At 62.7% G+C, this 20,303-nt stretch carries 20 protein-coding genes and 1 pseudogene; 2 read left to right on the plus strand and 19 right to left on the minus strand.

What is annotated here, in order from left to right; all coding sequences use genetic code 11:
- Position 1 precedes the first annotated feature (1 nt).
- From ACZ5MJ_RS24830 to ACZ5MJ_RS24840, 3 genes are read right to left on the minus strand one after another with little or no spacing between them, the layout of a single operon-like run.
- Positions 2–1,159: an acyl-CoA dehydrogenase family protein gene (locus ACZ5MJ_RS24830; protein WP_464226329.1), complete on the minus strand. Its 1,158-nt coding sequence runs from the start codon at positions 1,157–1,159 to the stop codon at positions 2–4.
- Between the two features lie 10 nt (positions 1,160–1,169).
- Entirely contained in the window at positions 1,170–2,411 is a 1,242-nt protein-coding gene (locus tag ACZ5MJ_RS24835; protein WP_464226330.1) for a thiolase family protein, read from the minus strand.
- Between the two features lie 51 nt (positions 2,412–2,462).
- On the minus strand, positions 2,463–3,248 hold the full coding sequence (locus tag ACZ5MJ_RS24840; RefSeq protein WP_464226332.1) for an enoyl-CoA hydratase/isomerase family protein: 786 nt from the start codon (positions 3,246–3,248) through the stop codon (positions 2,463–2,465).
- A gap of 385 nt (positions 3,249–3,633) precedes the next feature.
- On the opposite strand from ACZ5MJ_RS24840, the gene ACZ5MJ_RS24845 reads away from it, so the two are divergent.
- Complete coding sequence (locus ACZ5MJ_RS24845) at positions 3,634–4,572, plus strand: AraC family transcriptional regulator (RefSeq protein WP_464226333.1); 939 nt, start codon at positions 3,634–3,636, stop codon at positions 4,570–4,572.
- A 230-nt stretch (positions 4,573–4,802) separates the two neighbouring features.
- Here ACZ5MJ_RS24845 and ACZ5MJ_RS24850 read toward each other — a convergent pair.
- The 4 genes and pseudogenes from ACZ5MJ_RS24850 to ACZ5MJ_RS24865 form a co-directional block, all read right to left on the minus strand.
- Positions 4,803–5,621: pseudogene (locus tag ACZ5MJ_RS24850) on the minus strand (PDDEXK nuclease domain-containing protein); the annotation flags it as partial.
- A gap of 154 nt (positions 5,622–5,775) precedes the next feature.
- Positions 5,776–6,066, minus strand: coding sequence for a hypothetical protein (locus tag ACZ5MJ_RS24855; protein WP_464226334.1), 291 nt, complete (start codon positions 6,064–6,066; stop codon positions 5,776–5,778).
- A 187-nt stretch (positions 6,067–6,253) separates the two neighbouring features.
- Complete coding sequence (locus ACZ5MJ_RS24860; protein ID WP_464226335.1) at positions 6,254–6,556, minus strand: AbiU2 domain-containing protein; 303 nt, start codon at positions 6,554–6,556, stop codon at positions 6,254–6,256.
- A 204-nt stretch (positions 6,557–6,760) separates the two neighbouring features.
- Complete coding sequence (locus ACZ5MJ_RS24865; protein ID WP_464226336.1) at positions 6,761–7,519, minus strand: hypothetical protein; 759 nt, start codon at positions 7,517–7,519, stop codon at positions 6,761–6,763.
- A 359-nt stretch (positions 7,520–7,878) separates the two neighbouring features.
- Here ACZ5MJ_RS24865 and ACZ5MJ_RS24870 point away from each other — a divergent pair, with 359 nt between their 5' ends.
- Entirely contained in the window at positions 7,879–9,618 is a 1,740-nt protein-coding gene (locus ACZ5MJ_RS24870) for a P-loop NTPase fold protein (RefSeq protein ID WP_464226337.1), read from the plus strand.
- A 348-nt stretch (positions 9,619–9,966) separates the two neighbouring features.
- Here ACZ5MJ_RS24870 and ACZ5MJ_RS24875 read toward each other — a convergent pair whose 3' ends face one another.
- From ACZ5MJ_RS24875 to flhD, 12 genes are all read right to left on the minus strand, one after another.
- Entirely contained in the window at positions 9,967–10,257 is a 291-nt protein-coding gene (locus ACZ5MJ_RS24875; RefSeq protein WP_464226338.1) for a hypothetical protein, read from the minus strand.
- Between the two features lie 411 nt (positions 10,258–10,668).
- Positions 10,669–11,304 (minus strand): protein phosphatase CheZ, encoded by a 636-nt coding sequence (gene cheZ / locus ACZ5MJ_RS24880; RefSeq protein ID WP_464226339.1) that lies wholly within the window; start codon positions 11,302–11,304, stop codon positions 10,669–10,671.
- An 18-nt stretch (positions 11,305–11,322) separates the two neighbouring features.
- Positions 11,323–11,709: a chemotaxis response regulator CheY gene (gene cheY / locus ACZ5MJ_RS24885; RefSeq protein ID WP_464226340.1), complete on the minus strand. Its 387-nt coding sequence runs from the start codon at positions 11,707–11,709 to the stop codon at positions 11,323–11,325.
- Between the two features lie 87 nt (positions 11,710–11,796).
- Positions 11,797–12,879 (minus strand): protein-glutamate methylesterase/protein-glutamine glutaminase, encoded by a 1,083-nt coding sequence (locus ACZ5MJ_RS24890; protein ID WP_464226341.1) that lies wholly within the window; start codon positions 12,877–12,879, stop codon positions 11,797–11,799.
- A gap of 23 nt (positions 12,880–12,902) precedes the next feature.
- Entirely contained in the window at positions 12,903–13,553 is a 651-nt protein-coding gene (cheD, locus tag ACZ5MJ_RS24895; protein ID WP_464226343.1) for a chemoreceptor glutamine deamidase CheD, read from the minus strand.
- Positions 13,553–14,464, minus strand: coding sequence for a CheR family methyltransferase (locus ACZ5MJ_RS24900; protein ID WP_464226344.1), 912 nt, complete (start codon positions 14,462–14,464; stop codon positions 13,553–13,555). Before ACZ5MJ_RS24900 ends, cheD begins: the two co-directional genes overlap by 1 nt.
- A 22-nt stretch (positions 14,465–14,486) precedes the next feature.
- Positions 14,487–14,981, minus strand: a complete 495-nt coding sequence (locus ACZ5MJ_RS24905) for a chemotaxis protein CheW (protein WP_432261691.1) — start codon at positions 14,979–14,981, stop codon at positions 14,487–14,489.
- A gap of 42 nt (positions 14,982–15,023) precedes the next feature.
- Positions 15,024–17,060 carry a chemotaxis protein CheA gene (cheA, locus tag ACZ5MJ_RS24910; protein WP_464226605.1) on the minus strand — a complete coding sequence of 679 codons (2,037 nt, stop codon included), beginning with the start codon at positions 17,058–17,060 and terminating at the stop codon, positions 15,024–15,026.
- A 55-nt stretch (positions 17,061–17,115) separates the two neighbouring features.
- The gene (gene motB / locus ACZ5MJ_RS24915) at positions 17,116–18,075 is read right to left on the minus strand and encodes a flagellar motor protein MotB (protein ID WP_464226345.1); all 960 of its coding nucleotides are present in this window, start codon (positions 18,073–18,075) and stop codon (positions 17,116–17,118) included.
- Positions 18,076–18,099: 24 nt separating this feature from the next.
- Positions 18,100–18,963 (minus strand): flagellar motor stator protein MotA, encoded by an 864-nt coding sequence (gene motA, locus ACZ5MJ_RS24920; protein WP_464226346.1) that lies wholly within the window; start codon positions 18,961–18,963, stop codon positions 18,100–18,102.
- A gap of 119 nt (positions 18,964–19,082) precedes the next feature.
- Positions 19,083–19,688, minus strand: a complete 606-nt coding sequence (gene flhC, locus ACZ5MJ_RS24925) for a flagellar transcriptional regulator FlhC (RefSeq protein ID WP_464226347.1) — start codon at positions 19,686–19,688, stop codon at positions 19,083–19,085.
- Positions 19,685–20,002: a flagellar transcriptional regulator FlhD gene (flhD, locus tag ACZ5MJ_RS24930; protein WP_010812713.1), complete on the minus strand. Its 318-nt coding sequence runs from the start codon at positions 20,000–20,002 to the stop codon at positions 19,685–19,687. Before flhD ends, flhC begins: the two co-directional genes overlap by 4 nt.
- Positions 20,003–20,303 lie beyond the last annotated feature (301 nt).

Genomic DNA, 20,303 nt, shown 5'->3' on the forward strand with positions numbered 1-20,303 from the left:
CTTAGAACGCGGGTACGCCAGTCAACGCGCGGCCGATAATGAGTTGCTGGATCTGAGTCGTGCCTTCCGGAATCGGCGCGATGATCGCCTCGCGCGCGAGCTTCTCGACGAGGAATTCGGTCGTGACGCCGTTACCCCCGTGGATCTGCACGGCCTGGCGGGCGATTTTCACGGCGGCTTCGCAGGCGAAATACTTGGCCATCGCCGCTTCCATCTCGGCCGGCACGCCGGCTTCGATCATCGACGCTGCGCGGTAGGTCAAAAGGCGTGCAGCGTCCACATTGGTCGCCATTTCGGCCAACATCGCCGCGATCAACTGGTGACCCGCGATGACCTTGCCGTGCTGGCGGCGCTCCTTCGCATAACGCACCGCTTCTTCGAGCGCGCGGCGGGCAATGCCCAGTCCCTGGGCGGCGACGAATACGCGCGACCTTTCGAACAGCGAGAGCGTGTTGCGCAGCCCTTCGCCTTCGTTGCCGATCATGTTGGAGGCCGGCACGCGCACATCGGTCAGGAAGATCTGTGCGGTGGACTGGCTGTTGAAGCCGATCTTATGGATGCCGCGTACTTCGTAAGGATGTTCCTTGCGGTCGAGCAGGAAATGGGTCAGCCCCTTGCGCGGGTCATCGCTGGTCCGGCAGGTGCAGATCAGGAAGTCCGAGTACTCGCCATTGCTGATCCAGGTCTTTTCGCCGTTGATGATGAAATGGTCGCCATCGCGGCGCGCACGGGTTTTGATCTCCAACACGTTGGAGCCGACGTCGGGTTCGGAAATGCCCATCGAGACGAAACTGTCTCCGCGCAACAGGCCGGGCAGATAGCGTTCACGCAAATGCGGGGGCGCGACCTTCTCGAGCAGCACTACGCCAAACGAGTTGATCAGCACCGGCACCGACAGGTCGGCCGAGGTGGTGGCCACCTCCTCGAACAGCATCAGCGAAGTCAGCCAATCCAGGCCCATGCCACCGTTGGCTTCGCTCGCGATGCCCGACACCAGCCCGAATTCCGTCAGCCGGCGCATGATGTCGGCCATCTTGTCGCGCGGCACGAACTTGTCGCGGTATTGCTTGCTGAAGATCGGATCGATCTCGGCGTCGAGGAAGCGTTTCAGTCCATCGACGGCAGCCTGCTGCTCTTCAGTGCGGAATACGTGTCCCATGGTGGCCTCCTTATTGCCTTGCCAGAATGTTGACGCCGACCACGGCTTCTTCGATGCCGTACAGGCCGCCGCCGTTTTCCTGGATTGCGATGCGTGCGCCTTGGACCTGGCGCTGTCCGGCTTCGTAGCGCAACTGCGTTACCAGCTCGTGAATCTGGCCGAGACCGGTAGCGCCGATCGGATGACCCTTCGATTCGAGTCCGCCGGACGGGTTGATCGGGATGCGTCCGCCGACCGTAAAGTCGCCGCGCTCGGCCGCAGGGCCGCCTTCGCCGAACGGCACCAGCATCAGCGATTCGGCGTTGAGGATCTCGCCGATCGCCGAGGCATCGTGCACTTCGGCAACGTCAACGTCCTGAGGCGCGACGCCGGCCTGTTCGTAGGCCTTCTTCGCCGCGAGGTGCGCGATGATCTTTTGCGGCTCGTCGAGACTGCGCGTCGTACCGGTCTGAATGACGCTGGCCAGCACGCGCACTGCGCGGCCAGCCCCGCCCTGCAGGCGCTTCAGGCCGGCGGCGGTGCACAGCACGGCGGCGGCGGCGCCGTCGCTGATCGGCGAGCACATGGTCGTCGTCAGCGGGTAGGTGATCGGCGGCGAAGCCAGCACCTGCTCGATCGTCATTGGCTGCTGGAATTGCGCCAGCGGGTTATGCACCGAGTGCTGGTGGTTCTTGGCCGCGACTGCGGCGATCTGGCGCTGCGTGGTGCCGTAGCGCTTCATATGGTTGCGAGCGATGGCCGCATAGACATCCATGAACACGCTGTAGGGACGGTCGGACATGGTGCCGGGTGGGGGCTCCACGCCTTCGCCTAATGCCAGCAACGTCTTCTTGTTTTCCTCGACAGTGGAGACGTCCCAGCCGCCGTCGAACGCGGCAAACATCCTGGCCTTGTCGGCGATGTTCATCTTTTCCGCGCCGACAGCCAGCGCCACGTCGCAGGTCCCGGCCCGCAGCGCCTGCACAGCCAGGTTGAATGCCGAAGAGCCGGAAGCACAGGCGTTTTCGACGGTGAACACCGGGATGCTTTCGATGCCGACGCGGCGCATGGCGATCGGCCCAGGAATCGCGGTCTGCCCCTGAAACAGGCCATTGGTCAGGGTTGCATAGAATGCCGACCCGATGTCGGCAGCCTCTGCGCCGGCGTCTTTCAAAGCCAGGGTGACGGCCTCGCCGACCATGTCGTATACGCTCCGCTCAAGCAAGCGTCCGAACGGCGTCATGCCGACACCGGCAACATAGATATCGTTCATGTAATTCCCGAAAGAGGAATGAGAAAAGCGGGGTGAAGAAATCGAACGGGCTTAACGGCCCTGGAATTGCGGCGCACGCTTTTCGGCGAATGCCTGCAAGCCTTCCTGCAGGTCGAAGCTGCGCAGATGGCGGCGCAACATGACTTGCTCATGCAGCAAGGCGTCGTCCCGCCCCTTGTCGGCGGAGGTGCGCGCGACTTCCTTCATGCGCCGCAGTACGATAGGGCTCTTTCCGGCAATCTGGCCGGCCAGCTTCATCGCGGCCTCGGCCAGTTCGCCGTCGGGATGCACTTCAGATACGAAGCCATAAGCCTTCATTTCAGCCGCCGAAAGCGTCTTGCCGGTGAACAGCAGATACATGGCGACGTTCTGAGGAATGAGGCGCGGCAAAACCGCTGCGCCGCCAGCGCCGGGATAGACGCCAAAGTTGGCATGGGCGTCTCCGATGACTGCGCTTTCGGAAGCGATGACGATGTCGGCGCACATGGCCATCTCCAGCCCCCCAGCCATGGTTACGCCGTTGAGTGCGGCGATCACCGGTTTGGGGAAATTGCGCAGGCGCGCAAGCGTGGCGTCGGCACGGTCGAGGAAGTCGGCTTCGCCGGGCTCCGCCTTCTGACTTGCCAGCACTTCCTTCAAATCCGCGCCGGCGCAGAATGCGGGACCGGTGCCGGTTACCACCAGCACGCGAATCGCATCACCGGCGGCGATCAGTGCCAGCCGGCGGTCCAGCTCGGCCAGCAGCGCCATATTCATCGCGTTCATCGCCTTGGGACGATTCAGCGTCAAGCGCGCGACTGCGCCGGCTACTTCAAACAGCAATACCTCTTCGCTCATGGTGTCTCCTGGATGGCCGTGATTTTTGTTGTGGCGGACGGCGCAAACCTGTCCGCTGTTGGAAGGCATCATAGAAAGGGGGGAACGACCGCGCGGCTCTTTGGAGCGAAAAATGCATTCCGCAAAGCGATCCGGGGCGCTTGCCCGTGGAACGCGCAAGCGGGCGGAGAACCGGAAGAAGGGTTGCTGTTCTGGCAAGGCTCAAGGCAGCCGTCTTGAGCGCACTTTGCCCGGATCAAGGGCGGTGTAAAATCAGCGGCCCCCCATCTGTCAACATTGCCGCGCCATGAGATCCGACCACCACTCCCCCCTCGCGGCAGCGCAGGTAGCGACGACCATAGGGGGGTACTGCACGGCGATCGCCAGGACTTTGGACGCAAGCGGCATGGACAGCGAGCGCATTTTCCGCTCCGTGGGCGTGCAACCCCACATGGCGAACGGTCCGATGGTCCGGCTGCCCGCCGCTACCCTGACCAGGCTATATCGCGCCTGTGTGGAGGCCACCAACAATCCGTATTTCGGCCTGTCGGTCGCCCGGCACATGCATATTTCCAATTTGCATGCGCTCGGCTACGCGCTCGCCGCCAGCAGCACGCTGCTCGACTTCTGTCGCCGACTGGAGCGGCACTTCCGGCTGGTGTCGCAGGCGGCGACCCTCCGTGTCATTGAGGCGGGCGACAGGATTGCCCTGCACGCCACCGACTTCAATATCGAGGTCAGCGGCGAAACTGAAGACGCGTTCGTCGGTTTCCTGGTGCTGACGATGCGCATGTTGTACAAACCGGGCTTCAACCCACTGTCGGTGGAATTCCATCGTCCGATGCCGCGTGAAGGTGACGAGCCGTACCGCGCCTTCATGCGCGCACCGGTCAGTTTTTCGAATCAGGCCACGACGCTGACTTTCGACAGGCATGAGTTGATGCAGTCGCTCAGCGGAGCCTGCCCGGAATTGGCGCAAGTCAACGACAACATCGCGAATCAGTATCTCGCGCGGCTGGACAAGACCGACGTGGTGACCGGCGTCACGCAGAAGATCATCGAATTGCTGCCCTCCGGTGACTGCAGCAGGGAGAAGGTCGCCGAAGCGTCGTGCATGAGTCCGGCTACTTTGCAGGTGCGGCTGGCGAAGCGCGGCACCAGTTTCCTGCAATTGATGGACGACACACGCAGGGAACTGGCTTGCAATTACATGCAACAGCGAACACGCTCCGTCACCGAAATCACTTTCCTGCTTGGCTTTACCAGCACCAGCAATTTCGCTCGTGCGTTCAAGCGATGGACTGGCATGTCGCCTACGCAATTCCGGGAGGATCGATCGGAGTAGGAGGTATTGTCGCAGTAGCAGAGATCAGTCGATACGCCCACCGCGCTCACTTGTTCTTGCCCAATCTCACGCAATGGCTCAAGCAGGTAACGGTCTCCAGCGTCCGGTCCTACGCCGAACTTGAGACACTCACCAACCTTCACCGGAAGGTCGAAACGGGTCGGTCAGAGGCGGCCGCAGATTCGCGGTGGGCATCCATCCGACCGAGACCGGCCGCGACCTTCATGCGATCAATCAGGCCGCGATTTGTCTGCTTGAGCTTCGCTCGTATCGTCCCCCAGCACAGCTTCGATCTCCGCGATCGTGGGGAGTGCAGGTGTCAGGGGGGGAGGAACTTCTCGCATGAGCTGGTATTCCGCAACTCCCATCGGCTTTGCCATGCCTCGCAGCGCGTATTCCGCAACTAGACGGTTATTTTCCTTACACAGCAGCAGCCCGATCGACGGACCGTCGCCCTCTGCCTTCACTTGGGAATCGATTGCCGACTAATAGAAGTTCAGCTGCCCTGCATATTCAGGACGAAACGGCGTGGTTTTCAGTTCAACCACGACGTAACAGCGCAGCTTCAAATGATAGAACAGCAGGTCTATGAGGAATTCGTCGTCGCCCACCTCCAGCCGGTATTGCCGGCCGACGAACGCAAAGCCAGCGCCAAGTTCAAGGAGGAATCGAGTGATATGCTGAATGAGGGCCCGTTCGACCTGGCGTTCCTGCGCATCAGCGGATAGGCCCAGAAAGTCGAAGATGTAGGGGTCCTTCAGGGCATCGCGCGCCAGGTCGGAATGTACCGGCGGCAGGCGCTCGGCGAAATTGCTTACGGCCTGACCTTGGCGCTCATGCAATCGGGACTCTATCTGCATCACCAACACGTTGCGGGACCAACCGTGGGCGAGCGCTTGAGCGGCATACCATTCGCGCAGCGCCGTATTCTTCACCTTGTCCAGCAAGGTGCAGAGGTGAAACCACGGTAATTGTGCAGCAGGCTGCTGCACAAATTCGACGTCCGGCCATGTTTCAGCGAGGGCGCGCATGTATTTGAGGTTGCGCGGCGGCTTCTGAGGGGTCGTGATAAGGCAACGCTATCGTTGCAGACGGCCGGATGGCCTTTATGAGTCATTCTCGACCCTTGGTCGCAGACCAAATCGCCCATGCTCCCAGAATGGGGCGGCAGCCGATTCCGCTACTGCCCACCCCACTCAACCTTCAATCAACCTGCAACGCCTGCCCCTGCACCACAGCCAGCTCACTCAACACCTGCGTCTCATGCGCCAGCCAGGCCGCAAGAGAAAGCAGGCTCTCCCACGTTCCCTGCTCCAGACCCACCGGTTCCAGACTCGACGCCCCGTGATCACTCGCCATAAGCAAGAGGCCATGAAGCTGCGCCGCGCGTTGTACAGCCAGGCTCAGCGGATTCTCGCCCGGACTGTGGGCGGTCACTAGCATGTCGGCACCATTGTGTTCTGCTGTGATGCCGTGATGGCTATGGCTATACATGGCGCACCTCCGCATGCGAGGTTTGCGGTCGTCCCGTCCATTTCGCTCAGGCTGCTAAGCCCCTTCGCCACGAGGGTAGCGACAGCCCTGGTAGGAAAAGGGGCAGCAGGTGCAAGTTTGGGGCGACTCTCAAAAGCGAGCACGGATGCCGGTCTGTCGGGGCCCATCTCCCGCTTGCGCCAGGCTCCTACTGACTTTGCAAGAACTCCAAACTAGACGTCAGCATGTTGCTCTGTTTCGACAGCCCACTAAGTCTCTCTGCCACCAGAGCATCTATGATCTCAGGACATTTGATGCCGTCGATCACCGTTCGAATCTGCACTGATTCATCGGTGTAGTCCCATATGCGCATGAGCGCCATCAACATCTCGCGTCGCAACGCCATGCGGATGATGTTGAATGTGTGCGTCGCATAAGAGCTGCCCATGCGTTTGTGGAGGTCTTCGTCGTATGCGGCGGGCTTCCACGAAGTGTGGAATAGCACCGCCATGTCAAGCTCCTCCTGAGCCGCATGAACACGATCTTTGAGCACTGACAACTCGCTAGCGTTCATTTTCGAGCTTCCCACGTGTGCGGCGCTCGGCTTCGCCCGCGGCGTTGATCGAAAGACCCCCCGAGTCCCTGGCCGTGGGTGCTGGCTGGTTGGTCCCTTGCGTGCCGTCTCTTGTCTGCGTCGTGTCAGTCAGTTTCGCGTTCATAGCCCGCGCTTCAAAGCGTCGATGGTTTCCTGCAGGCCCATAATCGCGAAGCGCTCCCGAAACAGCAGCCAAAAGCATTCGAGGGTGCATACGCCCGTCTGTGCGGCGATTTTCAGGGTCGCGATTAATGCGACGAGATCGTCATTGAGATACTTCGTGCGCAGTTCACGCTGACCGCCTTCTTGTTGCCGCAGCTCTAGGCGGCCAAAGATGCCAGTCTCGTTCGGATGCGCCCCCATGTCGATCGACAACTCATACAGGCGCTCGGCGCGTGCGCCGATCGCTTGGTTCAAAGCCCGGACGCCGTCGAGGAGGCCTCTCGTCTGGAAAGCGTTACGGACAGCCCGTCTCTGCTTCTGTCCCTCGCCACGGCGTGCCCAGAGTTCGAACATACCCGGTTGGCGGTGGAAATGGACCGCGTACAGCGCACACTCAAGGCACCGGCGCATCAGTGGGTAGGCTTCGCACGTGCGGGTTTGCAGAGCCAGTTCGGCGGCCGCGCGAAAAGCCGCGTGGGCGTTCACGAGCATGAGTGGCTCACCGAAGTGATCGGGCGTGGCGTTCATCAAGCCAATGGCATCCAGGAACGCGAGGTCGATCGCAAGTAGCTTGTCGAACCAAGGGCGCGTCGCCGGCTGGACGAAACTCGCATAGCCGTTATGTGCGGCCTGTCGGAAATAGTCGGTGAGCGCGTCATCGCCCCAGCGAGGCGGAGGCGCAGTAGGTAGTTTGGGGGCGGCGGCGAGGTCGGCCATGAGCGGCACTCCGGGACGCAGATAGACGCTACGTTAGCATACGGCGCAGGGAGTGCCAGGACCTTGTTGGGCAAAAGTTTGGCCCTTGCGAAGTATATTCGTCACCGCCCAGTCCAGGAAGCTGCACCATCAGGCGGCCGCTGGCGGGCCTGCCGAAGGGTCGCGATCGGCTGCGGAAGTTCAAGCATGTTTACCGAATGCCCGCTTACCGCCCATCAGTAGTCGTCCACGCCAACAGACTTGCCAACAACGAGACCGATGGTTCGACACATCGCTTGTCGACCTCCTGTTCATTCGGCCGCAGAACTAGGAGAATGCCTCTTCTGATCAGAAGGAAAGACAAAATTCAAGGGGGTGGCATGTCACTCAAGACGACAAAGGAACACCTAGTGCGATTGCTCGGTGAAGCCGACAACAGTGTTATCGCGTTGTCGGGAAAGTGGGGCACTGGCAAAACTCATCTCTGGAACGAAGTCAAGAGCGAATCGCCCGACGGTAAGGTCAAGAAGGCGCTCTATGTGTCGCTATTTGGTCAATCCAGCATTGACCAAGTAAAAAGAAAACTCATCGAGTCAGCTATCCCTGTCGTTGAGTCGCATAGCGGTGTTTTCGACTCTTTGAAGCAGCTTTTTCGGATCGGAGTAAAGGTTGGCTCTGAGCACTACAAGGCATTGGCCGCACTCAACGACCTGAATTTGCTGTTGATGGCACCCGTGATGCTGCGAAACTCTGTCATTGTCCTCGACGACATCGAGCGAAAGCATAACAACCTTGGCATTGACGAGGTGCTTGGATTCATAGACGAGTACGCGAATCAGTATAGCTGCCGGTTCGTCCTAGTTCTCAACGACGATCAGCTTGCCAATCAAGAGTTGTGGAAGACGTTGCGAGAGAAGGTCATCGATCAGGAACTCAAGCTAATCACGACGCCGGAGGAGGCATTCGCCATCGCAAGCAAGTTGACGCCATCGCCATACGCAGATGCGCTCAAACTGGCGTCAATTTCATGCGAGTTGACCAACATTCGGATCCTTGGAAAGATCATCAAGGCCGCCAATCGCATCTTGGAAAAACGGGAACTGGACGAGGCAATCATCGCTCGAGTTATTCCATCAATAGTGTTGTTCTCGGCAATACATTACTGCGGCTTGGTGGACGGTCCGGACTTTCAGTTCGCTTTGAATGTTGGATCCACGGACTGGTCGGGCTTCGCAAGGGAGAAAAACAGGGAGCCCAGCGAAGAGGACAAACGTACGGACCGTTGGCGACTGCTCATGCGAGATCTAGGCATCAATGGCTGCGATGAATTCGAAGTGGTATTGGTCGAATTCTTGGAGTCTGGGCTGTTCGACGCCGGCAAGATCGCTGGGATAGTAGACGGCTACATCGCCGAGAAGCAGAATTTGGAAGCCCGGGAGACAGCTAAGCGATTCCTGACCAAAGTCTTCTGGGATCACCGTGTTAGCGACGCACAGTTGGTTACCGAAGCCGCTGAGCTTCCGAAGATCGCTGGATTGGTGGATCCGTTCACGGCCACGGCGCTGGATTCGGCGCTGACAAAGCTGCCTGGCGGCGCTGCTATCGGGAACGAAATCATCGACGGATGGATTGCTGCATTCCGGGCTGAGAAGCTCGAGGAAGTGAGCGATGAGAACCCGTTCAACCAGCCGCTTCATCCCGCAATCAAGGCTGAGTTTGCCGCGATCAATGCCGACGCCCAAGCTCGAACTACTGTCTTGGAAGCGTGCATGCACGTTATCGAGAATAGCGGGTGGGGAACAATGCAAGAGGTAGCCATGAAACGGGCGACTGCGGCCGATTTCGAGATGGCTATCCGCGATATGGATCTCGACAAGCTGCGGCATTTCATGCGTCGCATGATAGAAATGAGGCTTCAACGGGAAGTCTATGACCCGCACTTTGGAACGGCCACCGAACGCTTCGTCGAAGCATGCAGAACTATTGCTAACGACGCAGCTTCCCCTCGATTAGCGGAGCTGATCAAGCACCTCTTCGAGGGAACGGCCATCGCATCCGAGCTAACACTGCAAGAGCCTACAGAAGCGGCCGCCAAGGCCGAAGTTCGACATGGCGAATAGCAACATTAGCAACGCGAAGCGGTCATTGGCCGGGACCTTTCGAGTGACCGATCCGGGTCGTTCTGCGACCCTCATTCCCCCCACAGATCGGCGATGAACTTCCTTCTTCGGGAGAATAGCCAGGACGGCTGGCAATAACCGGCCTCCGTTTTCCCATCTGGCGCCCACCAGCAAACGTGCCCGTGACAGCGATCTTTCCTATGGGCGCTCACCTGTTATCGTTCCGGCCGGATAGGCCTCAGAACCCCAGCCTCGTCAACAAGTCGCCCGTCGGCGTCTGGCCCAAGATCAAATCGACCTTGCTCCCAGAATGGGGCGGCATCCGATTGCACGGCTGCCCCCCCAACGTCAGCCAGCCTGCAACGCCTGCCCCTGCACCACAGCCAGCTCACTCAACACCTGCGTCTCATGCGCCAGCCAGGCCGCAAGAGAAAGCAGGCTCTCCCACGTTCCCTGCTCCAGACCCACCGGTTCCAGACTCGACGCCCCGTGATCACTCGCCATAAGCAAGAGGCCATGAAGCTGTGCCGCGCGTTGCACAGCAAGGCTCAGCGGATTCTCGCCTGGACTGTGGGCGGTCACGAGCATGTCCGCACCATTGTGTTCCGCTGTAATACCGTGATGACTATGGCTATACATGACGCACCTCCGCATACGCGGTTCGCGCGCGCTGCTGCATTGTGAAGGTACTGGAGATTGCTAATCGCCCAGAATGGGCAAGTAAGAACTTAAGCATGGGAATGCCCCCCTATCCATACAGGTTCAGTCCCGCTCCCCGGGGTGCTGATCGGGGTGGGCGGGCGCAAGGCAGGGTTAGCAGACCGGGGAATAGGAGCCGGCGAGCCCGGAGGCTCCCCTGCCATGGCCCACCCATTGAAGGGGCATGCTCAGGCACGGCGAACGTAAGGATACCGCCTGACGGCAGTCGTTCGGCCCTACTCCATCGGGCTGCTAAACCCGGTCGCCACGACGCAGCGACGAACCCAGTATGAAGAGAGGCAGCAAGCGCAAGTATGGGCGAACTCTTAAAAAGCGAGCCCAACCGAAACCTCAGAACCCCAGACTAGCCAGCAAATCATCCACCTGCGCCTGGTCCGACACCACATCCGGCTTGCCCTCCGGATTCACCTGCGGCCCGTTCATCAGCGTCGACGGTGCCGGTGCCTCCACCCGGCGCTCGGACGGCACGTTGTCGATCAGCACCTGCAGCAGTTCCTGCTCCAGCGCGCGGATCATGTCCATCATCTTCTTGATGACCTGGCCGGTCAGGTCCTGGAAGTCCTGCGCCATCATGATGTCGAGCAGGTGGCTGTTGGTGGCGCGGGCCTGGCCGGGCACCTCGGTCAGGAAGGCGCGGGTATCGAGCACCAGCGAACGGGCGTCGGCCAGTTCCACCGGCGTCTCGAACCAGGCCCCCCAGCGCTTTTCCAGGGTTTCGGCCTGCTGTTCGATATCGGACTGGATCGGCTGCGCCAGTTCGACCGCGTTCAGCGTGCGCTCGGCGGCCTGCTCGGTCATCGCGGCGATGTAGTTCAGCCGGTCGCGCGCATCCGGGATGGCCTGCGCGGCGCGCTCGATCTCCTTGTCCAGGCCAAGCTCGCGCATGTTGTCGCGCAGCATCCGCGTCAGGTTGCCGATGCGGATGATCAGTTGCTCGGCGGAATCGTTGCTCAGGGTCGGGGTCATGACAAACGCGCCTCCGCCTCAGCCGCCGAGCTTCTCGAAGATCTTGGTGATCTTCTCGTCCAGCGTTGCGGCCGTGAACGGCTTGACCACGTAGCCGTTGGCGCCGGCCTGGGCGGCCGCGATGATGTTCTCCTTCTTGGCCTCGGCGGTCACCATCAGCACCGGGACCTTGCCGATATTGGCGTCGGCGCGGATCGCCTGCAGCATCGTCAGGCCGTCCATATTGGGCATGTTCCAGTCCGAGATCACGAAATGGAAGCTGCCGTCCTTTGCCTTCTCCAGGCCGGCGGCGCCGTCCTCGGCTTCCTCGACGTTGGCGAAACCCAGCTCCTTGAGCAGGTTGCGGATGATCCGGCGCATGGTCGGGAAATCATCCACGACCAGGATCTTGATGCTCTTGTCCACTTTGACGGCTCCAGTTAATGCAGTTATGGCTTGTTGCCGGGTCCAGCGCCGCGCGCAGGCATGCGCGCGGCGCTCGGCCCGATTTGTTTACACCCGCTGCGCGCGCGTGCCGTACGTGGCCAGGCGCGCCATCACGCGCTGGGTCATCGCCGGCAAGGGCACGACTTCATGCACGCCGCCGGCGGCAATCGCCTCCTTCGGCATGCCAAACACGATGCATGTGTGCTCGTCCTGGGCCAGGTTGTAGGCGCCGGCCTCGCGCATGCGCAGCATGCCGCGCGCGCCGTCTCGGCCCATGCCGGTCAGGATCACGCCGATCACGTTCTTGCCGCCATGCTGCGCGGCGGAATCGAACAGCACGTCGACCGAGGGCCGGTGGCGGTTGACCGGCGCTTCCTGCGACAGGTGAGCCACATAGTTGGCGCCGCTGCGCGCCAGCAGCAGATGCGAGTCGCCCGGCGCGATATACGCGTGGCCCGGCAATACGCGCTCACCGTGCACGGCCTCCTTGACGGTGATGCGGCACAGCCCGTCCAGCCGCTGCGCGAACGAACGCGTGAAGCCGGCCGGCATATGCTGGACGATCATCACCGCGGGGCTGTCGGGCGGCAGCGGCATCAGGAATTCCTTGATGGCCTCGGTGCCGCCGGTGGAGGCGCCCAGGATGATCAGCTTCTCGGTCGACAGCAGCGGGCTGCGCAGCATCGGCACTAGCGCGGTACCGGTGGCGGATGGCGTGGCCGGCTGCGCCGCCGCGCGCACGCGGGCGCGCGAGGCGGCGCGCAGCTTGTCGGCGATGGTGTCGGTGTACTCCAGCAGCCCGTCGCGGATGCCCAGCTTGGGCTTGGTGACAAAGTCCACCGCGCCCAGTTCCAGCGCGCGCATGGTGATCTCCGAGCCGCGCTCGGTCAGCGACGACACCATCAGCACCGGCATCGGCCGCAGGCGCATCAGCCGCTCCAGGAAGTCCAGGCCGTCCATGCGCGGCATTTCTACGTCCAGCGTCAGCACGTCCGGGTTCAGGCGCTTGATCAGGTCGCGCGCCACCAGCGGGTCCGGCGCGGTGCCCACCACTTCCATGTCGGGCTGGCTGTTGATGATCTCCGTCATCAGGCTGCGGATCAGCGCGGAGTCGTCCACGCAGAGCACCTTGATCTTGGCGGCAGTCATGATTGGTCGTGCTTGTAATGGGTTCAGGGAAACTGGCGCGGGTAAGGCTGGCGCGCAAACAGTTCTGGCGTGCGCGCCGGCTCGCGTGCCGAGGTGGCAATGGCCCGCGCCAGCGCGCGTTCGTCGCGTGCCACCGAGACCTGGTCGTCCTGCCGCGTCAGGCGGCGCACCAGCGCCAGCCCGCCGACGGGGAAGTAGCTGACCCGGCGCGCATGCGGGCCGCGCAAGTCCTGCGCCGCGACCCGGACCTCTTCGGTCTTCAGGTAGCGCAGCACGAAATCCGCATTGCGGTCGCCGATATTCAGCGTGGTCATATTGGCCAGCACCGCGCCGCCGCCAAAGACCTTGGCCTCCAGCCGTTCGCGACGCGCGCCCATCTTCAGCAGTTCGTTGATCAGGACTTCCAGCGCATAGCTGCCGTAGCGCATCGACGCCGACAACATGCGGTCGGCGCTGCCGTCGTCATCGGGCAGCATGAAATGGTTCATGCCGCCCACGCCGGCGGTCTCGTCGCGGATACAGGCGGCCACGCACGAGCCCAGCACGGTGGTCAGCACCACGTCCTCGCGGGTCACGTAATACTCGTTGGGCAGCAGCTTGATCGCCTGCTTGCCGAACTCGCGGTCGAAGTACGTGCGCGTGGCGAGGGCTTCGGGCAGATGGGGCGTGTGCATCACGGTCTTCCCGACCTGGCCGCATCCGGCGCCAGTTCATAGACGGTCTGCCCGCGCAGCTGGAAAGCGCGCGTGACATAGGAGAAGTTCTCCGAATGGCCGGCGAACAGCAGCCCGTGCGGCTTGAGCAGCGGCACAAAGCGCTCCAGGATGCGTCCCTGGGTCGGCTTGTCGAAGTAGATCATCACGTTGCGGCAGAAGATGGCGTCGAACTGCTCGCGAATGCCCCAGTCGGGCGCAAGCAGGTTCAGCGGCTCGAACGCGATGGTGGCGGCCAGCTCCGGCTTGACCTTGACCGAGCCGGTGCGCGGCCCCGTGCCCTTCAGGAAGAAGCGCTTGAGCCGCTCCGGCGACAGCCGCGCGGCCTGGTCGGCCGAATAGACGCCGCTGCGGGCCTTGGCCAGCACCTGGGTGTCGATATCTGTGGCCAGCACCGTGCCGGCGCGGTCGCCCAGGGCCTCGGCCAGCGTGATGGCGATCGAGTACGGCTCTTCGCCGGTGGATGCCGCCGAACACCAGACGCTGTAGGGGCGCCCGGTCTTCTTTGCATGCTCGGCCAGTAGCGGGAAGTGGTGCGACTCGCGGAAGAACGACGTCAGGTTGGTCGTCAGCGCGTTGGTGAAGAACTCCCACTCCGGCGACCGGTCATCCGCGTCCAGCAGCGCCAGGTACGAGGCAAAGTCCGACAACTGCAGCGTGCGCAGCCGGCGCGCCAGCCGGCTGTACACCATCTCGCGCTTGTGGCTGCCCAGCGAAATCCCCGCGCGGCGGTGGATCAGCGCGCGGATTTTTTCGAAGTCGCGCTCGGTCAGCAGGAAGTCGCGTGCCTCGTCGCGCCGCAAGAGGGCGGCCGGCGCGGGAACCTGCCCGGCTTGACCGGGTACGCTGGCGGCAGTGCGGTACGGCGTCATGGGTTGCTTCAGCGATGCCAGGTCAGGCGTACTCGGCCTCGACCAGTGCCATCTCGGGGCTGGTCATCAGGCGCTCGATGTCGATCAGCACCAGCATGCGGCCGTCGATCGTGCCCAGCCCCGTCAGGTGCTCGGTCGAGATCGACACGCCGAACTCGGGCGCCGGCTTGATCGCGTCGCCCGTCAGGGTCAGCACGTCCGACACGCCATCCACCACGATGCCAACCACACGGCCGGCCACGTTCAGGATGATGACCACGGTCTGGTGGTCGTAGCGCACGTTGCCCAGGCGGAACTTCAGGCGCAGGTCGACGATCGGCACGATCACGCCGCGCAGGTTGGTCACGCCCTTGATGAAATCCGGTGCGCTGGAGATGCGGGTCACGGTCTCGTAGCTGCGGATTTCCTGCACCTTGAGGATGTCGATGCCGTATTCCTCCGAACCCAGCGTGAAGACCAGGAACTCCTGGCCCGAAGCGTCGCTTCCGGGGGGATCGATGTGTCCGATGCCGGCCATGATGTCTAGTTCTCCTGTGATTGGACGATGGTGGCTGGCCGCTTACTGCGCCAGCGCCGGTTCCTGCCGGCGCACGCCGGTGCGCTGCAGCGCGCCGACATCGACGATCAGCGCCACGCTGCCGTCGCCCAGGATGGTCGCCGCGGAAATGCACGGCACCTTGCGGTAGTTGGTTTCCAGGTTCTTCAGCACCACCTGGTGCTGGCCGATCAGCTGGTCCACCAGCAGCGCGAAGCGCTTGCCTTCGGCCTGCAGGATCACGGCGATGCCTTGCGTGGGCTCCTGCAGCGCGCCGGCCACGTTGAACACGCGGTGCATTTCCAGCAGCGGCAGGTATTCGCCGCGCACATGCATGACGCGGTCCGAGTTGGCGGCGGTGTGGACATCCTCGGCCTTGGGCTGCAGCGACTCCATCACGCAGTTCAGCGGCAGGATGAAGGTCTCTTCGCCCACCTTGACCGACATGCCGTCCAGGATTGCCAGCGTCAGCGGCAGCACGATGCGGATGGTGGTGCCCAGGCCCGGGCGCGAGCTGATCTCGACATGGCCGCCCATTTCCTGGATGTTGCGCTTGACCACGTCCATGCCCACGCCGCGGCCGGACACGTCGGTAATGACCTCGGCAGTGGAAAAGCCCGGCGCGAAGATCAGTTGCCAGACCTCCTCGTCGGTGATGGTCTCGGACACCGGCAGGCCGTTCTGGATGGCCTTGGCCAGGATACGCTCGCGGTTCAGGCCGCCGCCGTCGTCGCTGACTTCGATGACGATATTGCCGCCGTGGTGCTGCGCGGACAGGATCAGCTGGCCGGTCGCGTCCTTGCCGGCGGCCACGCGCTTGTCGGGGGTCTCGATGCCGTGGTCCAGGCTGTTGCGCACCAGGTGCGTGAGCGGATCGATGATGCGTTCGATCAGGCTCTTGTCCAGCTCGGTGGCCTTGCCGAAGGTGACCAGGTCGATCTGCTTGCCGAGCTTGCTGGCCAGGTCGCGCACCAGGCGCGGGAAGCGCGAGAACACATAGTCCATCGGCATCATGCGGATCGACATCACCGCTTCCTGCAGGTCGCGCGCATTGCGTTCGAGCTGGCCCATGCCGGAGAACAGGCGGTCGAACAGCACCGGGTCCAGCGACGAGGCGGTCTGCGCCAGCATCGACTGCGTGATCACCAGTTCGCCCACCAGGTTGATGATCTGGTCGACCTTTTCCGTGGGCACGCGGATCGAGCCTTCGCCCTGCGCGTGCGCGGCGGCCGGCGCGGGCCTGGCCTTCTCGCGCGCGGCGGCGGGCGCGGCCGGTGCCGCGGCGGCAGCCGTCACCACCGGGGCGGGCGCCGGGGCGGGCGCCGGGGCGGGAACCTCGACCACGGCCGGTGCGGCGGCCGGAGCATCGGCCACGGCTTCGATCACGATCTGGTCCATGTCGATCACGAAGCAGCACACCGCGATGATGTCGTCGGCGCTGCATTGCGTGTTGAGCCACACCACCAGCTCGCCGTTCACCTCCTCCTGCCCGGTGATCTCGCCCAGGTTGGCCAGCTCTTCGCGCAGCAGCGCCTGGTCGGCGGCCGAGACCTTGATCAGGCGGATCTTCAGGCCGCCGCCGGCGGGTGCGGCTGCGGGGGCCGCGGCCGCGACCGGCGCGGGGGCCGGTGCCGCGGCGGGGGCGGGCGCCCCGGCATGGCCGGCGGCTTCCTGCGCCAGCTGCTGCAGCACGGCACAGATGCGCGCCAGCGTTTCCGGATCGGGTTCGGTACCGTTGCGGTAGGCGTTGAGCTGGTCTTGCAACACGTCCTTGGTTTCCAGAAAAGTGTCGATGATGGTCCTGGTCAACGCCAGTTCCTGCCGGCGCGTGCGGTCCAGCAAGTTCTCGAAGATATGGGTGGTCTCGGTCAGCGCCGCGAAGCCGAAGGTGGCGGCCCCGCCCTTGATCGAGTGCGCCGCCCGGAAGATCGCGTTCAGATGTTCGGGATCGGGCGACTCGATGTCCAGGCCGAGCAGCAGTTGCTCCATTTCGACGAGCAGCTCTTCCGCTTCCTCGAAGAAGGTCTGGTAAAACTGAGTGATATCGATATCGACAGACATGGCGTCCTGAGTCACGTGGTTACTGCACTGGGCGCGCCGTCGGCGCGGCCGCGCGTCATGGTTTGCGGCCCGCGGCCGCCGGTGCCGAGGCTGCCGCCAGTCCTGCCTGCATTTCCTGCGCGGCCTTGCCGGCCTGCGCCGCCACCGTGACCTCGGCGGCGCTGGCGTTCTCGGCCTCGAAGCGCGCCTGCGCCTTGTGGTTGAGCACCACGATGCTGATGCGGCGGTTCACCGGCGCCAGCAGGTCTTCCTTGTCCAGCGGCATGGTCGCGGCCAGGCCCAGCACGCGCAGCACCTTGCCCTCCTGCATGCCGCCCGCGATCAGCTCGCGGCGCGAGGCGTTGGCACGGTCGGCGGACAGTTCCCAGTTGCTGTAGGTGCGCTCGCCGTTGGAATAGTTGGCCGCGTCGGTATGGCCCGACAGGCTGACCTTGTTGGGCAGCTCGTTCAGCACCGGGCCGATCTCGCGCAGGATGGTGCGCATATAGCTTTCGACCGCGGCGCTGCCGGTGCGGAACATCGGCCGGTTCTGGGTATCCAGGATCTGGATGCGCAGGCCTTCGCTGGTGATGTCCAGCAGCAGCTGCGGCCGGAACTGGCGCAGCACCGGGTTGTTCTCGATGATCTGCTCGAGCCGCTGCTTGAGCGCGCGCAGGCGCTGCGCTTCCTGCTGTTCATTGCGGCGCTGCTCGTCGCTGGGATCGTTGTCGCGGGCGCGCGTGACCTCGCCGTCCTTGCGCATCGCATCCATGCCGCCGCCCGGGATCACGCTGGGCGTCTGGCTGCTCTTTTCGCCGCCGACGACAGCGACCCTGAGCGGCATGCGGAAGTACTCGGCAATGCCTTCCAGCGTCTTCTTGTTGGCGCTGGACAGCAGCCACAGCACCAGGAACAGCGCCATCATCGCCGTCATGAAGTCAGCGTAGGCGATCTTCCAGCTGTGGTTGCCGTGCGGCCTGGCGTGCGATTTCGCCCGGCGGACGATGATCGGACGCATGTCATGTGCGCTGCCCATGGCGGTGCCCTCCTTTGCTGCCCGTCAGTTCAGGCTCTTCACTTCACGCACGTGGTCGTCGAGTTCGAGGAACGACGGCCGCACCGTGGAGTACAGCACCTTGCGGCCGAATTCCACCGCCACCAGCGGCGCGTAGCCATTGAGCGAGGCCAGCAGCACAACCTTGATGCATTCGTAGACCTTGACGTTCTCGGACACCTGCAGCTCGACGCGCGCGGCCAGCGGCGAGACAAAGCCATAGGCCAGCAGGATGCCCAGGAAGGTGCCGACCATGGCGTGCGCGATCAGCGCGCCCAGTTCAGCCGGCGGCAGGTCGGCCGAGCCCAGCGCATGCACCACGCCCATCACCGCGGCCACGATGCCGAAGGCCGGCAGGCCGTCACCCATGCGCGCCAGCGCGTGAGCGGGAATCTCGGCCTCGTGACGGAAGGTCTCGATCTCGTGGTCCATCAGGGCCTCGATCTCGAAGGCGTTCATGTTGCCGTTGACCATCATGCGCAGGTAGTCGGTGAGGAATTCCATCACCACCGGATCGGTCAGGATGCGCGGGTACTGGCTGAAGACGCTGCTGGAGGCGGGATCCGCGATTTCCTTTTCCAGGAACAGGATGCCCTCGCGCCGTGCCTTGGACAGCAGCACGTACAGCAGCGACATGACGTCCAGGTACAGCTCCTTTTTGTACTTGGAACCCTTGAACAGGCCCGGCAGCGCGCGTGCGGTAGCCTTGATGGCCTTGCCGGTATTGGTGGCGATAAAGGCGCCGATGGCGGCGCCCGCGATGATCACCACTTCCGCAGGTTGATAAAGCGCGCCCATATGGCCGCCGGTCATGGCGTAACCGCCAAGCACCGCCGCTACCACGACGACATAGCCAAGAACTACTAGCACGATCGGATCCCCGTCTAAAAACGCGCGTCAGCCACGCTCATTTGCCCGTTGCACGGGCGCACGGAGAGAATCCGTCCGCCAGCGCAGCAAGCTTGCCAGCCGGCGGACCTTGACCAGGATCAGGCGTTGGTCTGCACGGCGGCGGCGTCTTTCGAGAGCTTCTTCACCTTCCCTGCGCGTGACGGCGGACGGCACAGGCTGCACACAAAATTCGCGTGCGGCTCATACGCGTGCGTGACAAACTGTCCGCCGCAACACGTGCACCGGGACAGTTGCAGCATGTTGCTCTCGAAGAACCGTACTAACGTCCAGGCCCGCGTGAAACTTAAGACAATTTCGCCGCCAAGCAGCGAAACATGTTCAAGGTACAGGCGGTAGGCAGCCACCACCGCGCGAATGCCCACGGTCTCGCTTTCCTGCACCATGAACTGGTAGGCAGAGAAGAACAGCGACGAGTGGATATTCGGCAGCCAGGTGGTGAACCAGTCCGTCGAGAAGGGGAGCATGCCCTTGGGGGGCGAGACGCCGCGCAGCTCCTTGTACAGGCGGATGAGCCGGTCACGCGACAGCGTGGTTTCGGCTTCAAGCACCTGCAGGCGCGCGCCCAGGCCGATCAGCTCGATGGCGAGCTGGGTCTGGTTGGCGTCCTGGAGCACGCTCTTGCGGCTGGGAACGGAGGTGGCCGTGTAACTCCGGATTGGATCGGCCTGCAGGAGCGCGGTCAATTGAGCGACTCCACAGGCTGACGTGCAAGCAGGATCGCGGCGTGGATCTGCTGCATGTCATGGCTCTTGGCCGTGTGAGTGAGAGTGGACAGAAGCGCATGGTCGTCGAAGCGGAACCTGCACAGCACCATGTTGGATGCCGCCAGTTTGACGAGTTGCGCGGAAGTCAGCTTTGCAAGAATGTCCGCAATTTCCTTGCTGACCCCGAGCCGGAACATGGCTTCGACCTGGTTTTCGCGCACCAGGCGTTGCGCGAGCAGCAGATAGGCGAGGTTAACCTCCCTGATCTCCTGGAGAACTTCACTGCTTTCCAATTTTTCCCCGCTACCAAAAACCCACCGTGGCCGCTTGTCCGGCGCTTACCGTTGCCCTCGCGGGCCCGGCGACCAGATCGTTGATGTGCGGCTGGGCGGGTACAACGTACGACTAAGGAACTACGCCCGTGCCCGACTGTAATCCACTCCGTTACAAGTGTTACAGAGTGTAAGTAGGACTGTTACGTTTATATCGGCAATCGACCCGGACTGCCAATCCCTACTTACGCGGGGGGCAAACAAATGTCGCTTGAAACATACATGACTTTGCGCATTTTGTAACAATTCACACTCCTGACGT

Source organism: Cupriavidus sp. LA-1 (assembly GCF_055385985.1).

Coding starts and splice junctions, on each gene's coding strand:
- ACZ5MJ_RS24855 (WP_464226334.1), bottom strand. CDS start 6,066: ATGTATAGCCATAGCCATCACGGCATCACAGCAGAACACAATGGTGCC.
- ACZ5MJ_RS24905 (WP_432261691.1), bottom strand. CDS start 14,981: ATGGCCGGCATCGGACACATCGATCCCCCCGGAAGCGACGCTTCGGGC.
- ACZ5MJ_RS24890 (WP_464226341.1), bottom strand. CDS start 12,879: ATGACTGCCGCCAAGATCAAGGTGCTCTGCGTGGACGACTCCGCGCTG.
- ACZ5MJ_RS24835 (WP_464226330.1), bottom strand. CDS start 2,411: ATGAACGATATCTATGTTGCCGGTGTCGGCATGACGCCGTTCGGACGC.
- motB (WP_464226345.1), bottom strand. CDS start 18,075: ATGGGCAGCGCACATGACATGCGTCCGATCATCGTCCGCCGGGCGAAA.
- ACZ5MJ_RS24900 (WP_464226344.1), bottom strand. CDS start 14,464: ATGACGCCGTACCGCACTGCCGCCAGCGTACCCGGTCAAGCCGGGCAG.
- ACZ5MJ_RS24840 (WP_464226332.1), bottom strand. CDS start 3,248: ATGAGCGAAGAGGTATTGCTGTTTGAAGTAGCCGGCGCAGTCGCGCGC.
- cheZ (WP_464226339.1), bottom strand. CDS start 11,304: ATGACCCCGACCCTGAGCAACGATTCCGCCGAGCAACTGATCATCCGC.
- ACZ5MJ_RS24870 (WP_464226337.1), top strand. CDS start 7,879: ATGTCACTCAAGACGACAAAGGAACACCTAGTGCGATTGCTCGGTGAA.
- ACZ5MJ_RS24830 (WP_464226329.1), bottom strand. CDS start 1,159: ATGGGACACGTATTCCGCACTGAAGAGCAGCAGGCTGCCGTCGATGGA.
- ACZ5MJ_RS24845 (WP_464226333.1), top strand. CDS start 3,634: ATGGACAGCGAGCGCATTTTCCGCTCCGTGGGCGTGCAACCCCACATG.
- ACZ5MJ_RS24875 (WP_464226338.1), bottom strand. CDS start 10,257: ATGTATAGCCATAGTCATCACGGTATTACAGCGGAACACAATGGTGCG.
- cheD (WP_464226343.1), bottom strand. CDS start 13,553: ATGCACACGCCCCATCTGCCCGAAGCCCTCGCCACGCGCACGTACTTC.
- cheA (WP_464226605.1), bottom strand. CDS start 17,060: ATGTCTGTCGATATCGATATCACTCAGTTTTACCAGACCTTCTTCGAG.
- ACZ5MJ_RS24860 (WP_464226335.1), bottom strand. CDS start 6,556: ATGGCGGTGCTATTCCACACTTCGTGGAAGCCCGCCGCATACGACGAA.
- ACZ5MJ_RS24865 (WP_464226336.1), bottom strand. CDS start 7,519: ATGGCCGACCTCGCCGCCGCCCCCAAACTACCTACTGCGCCTCCGCCT.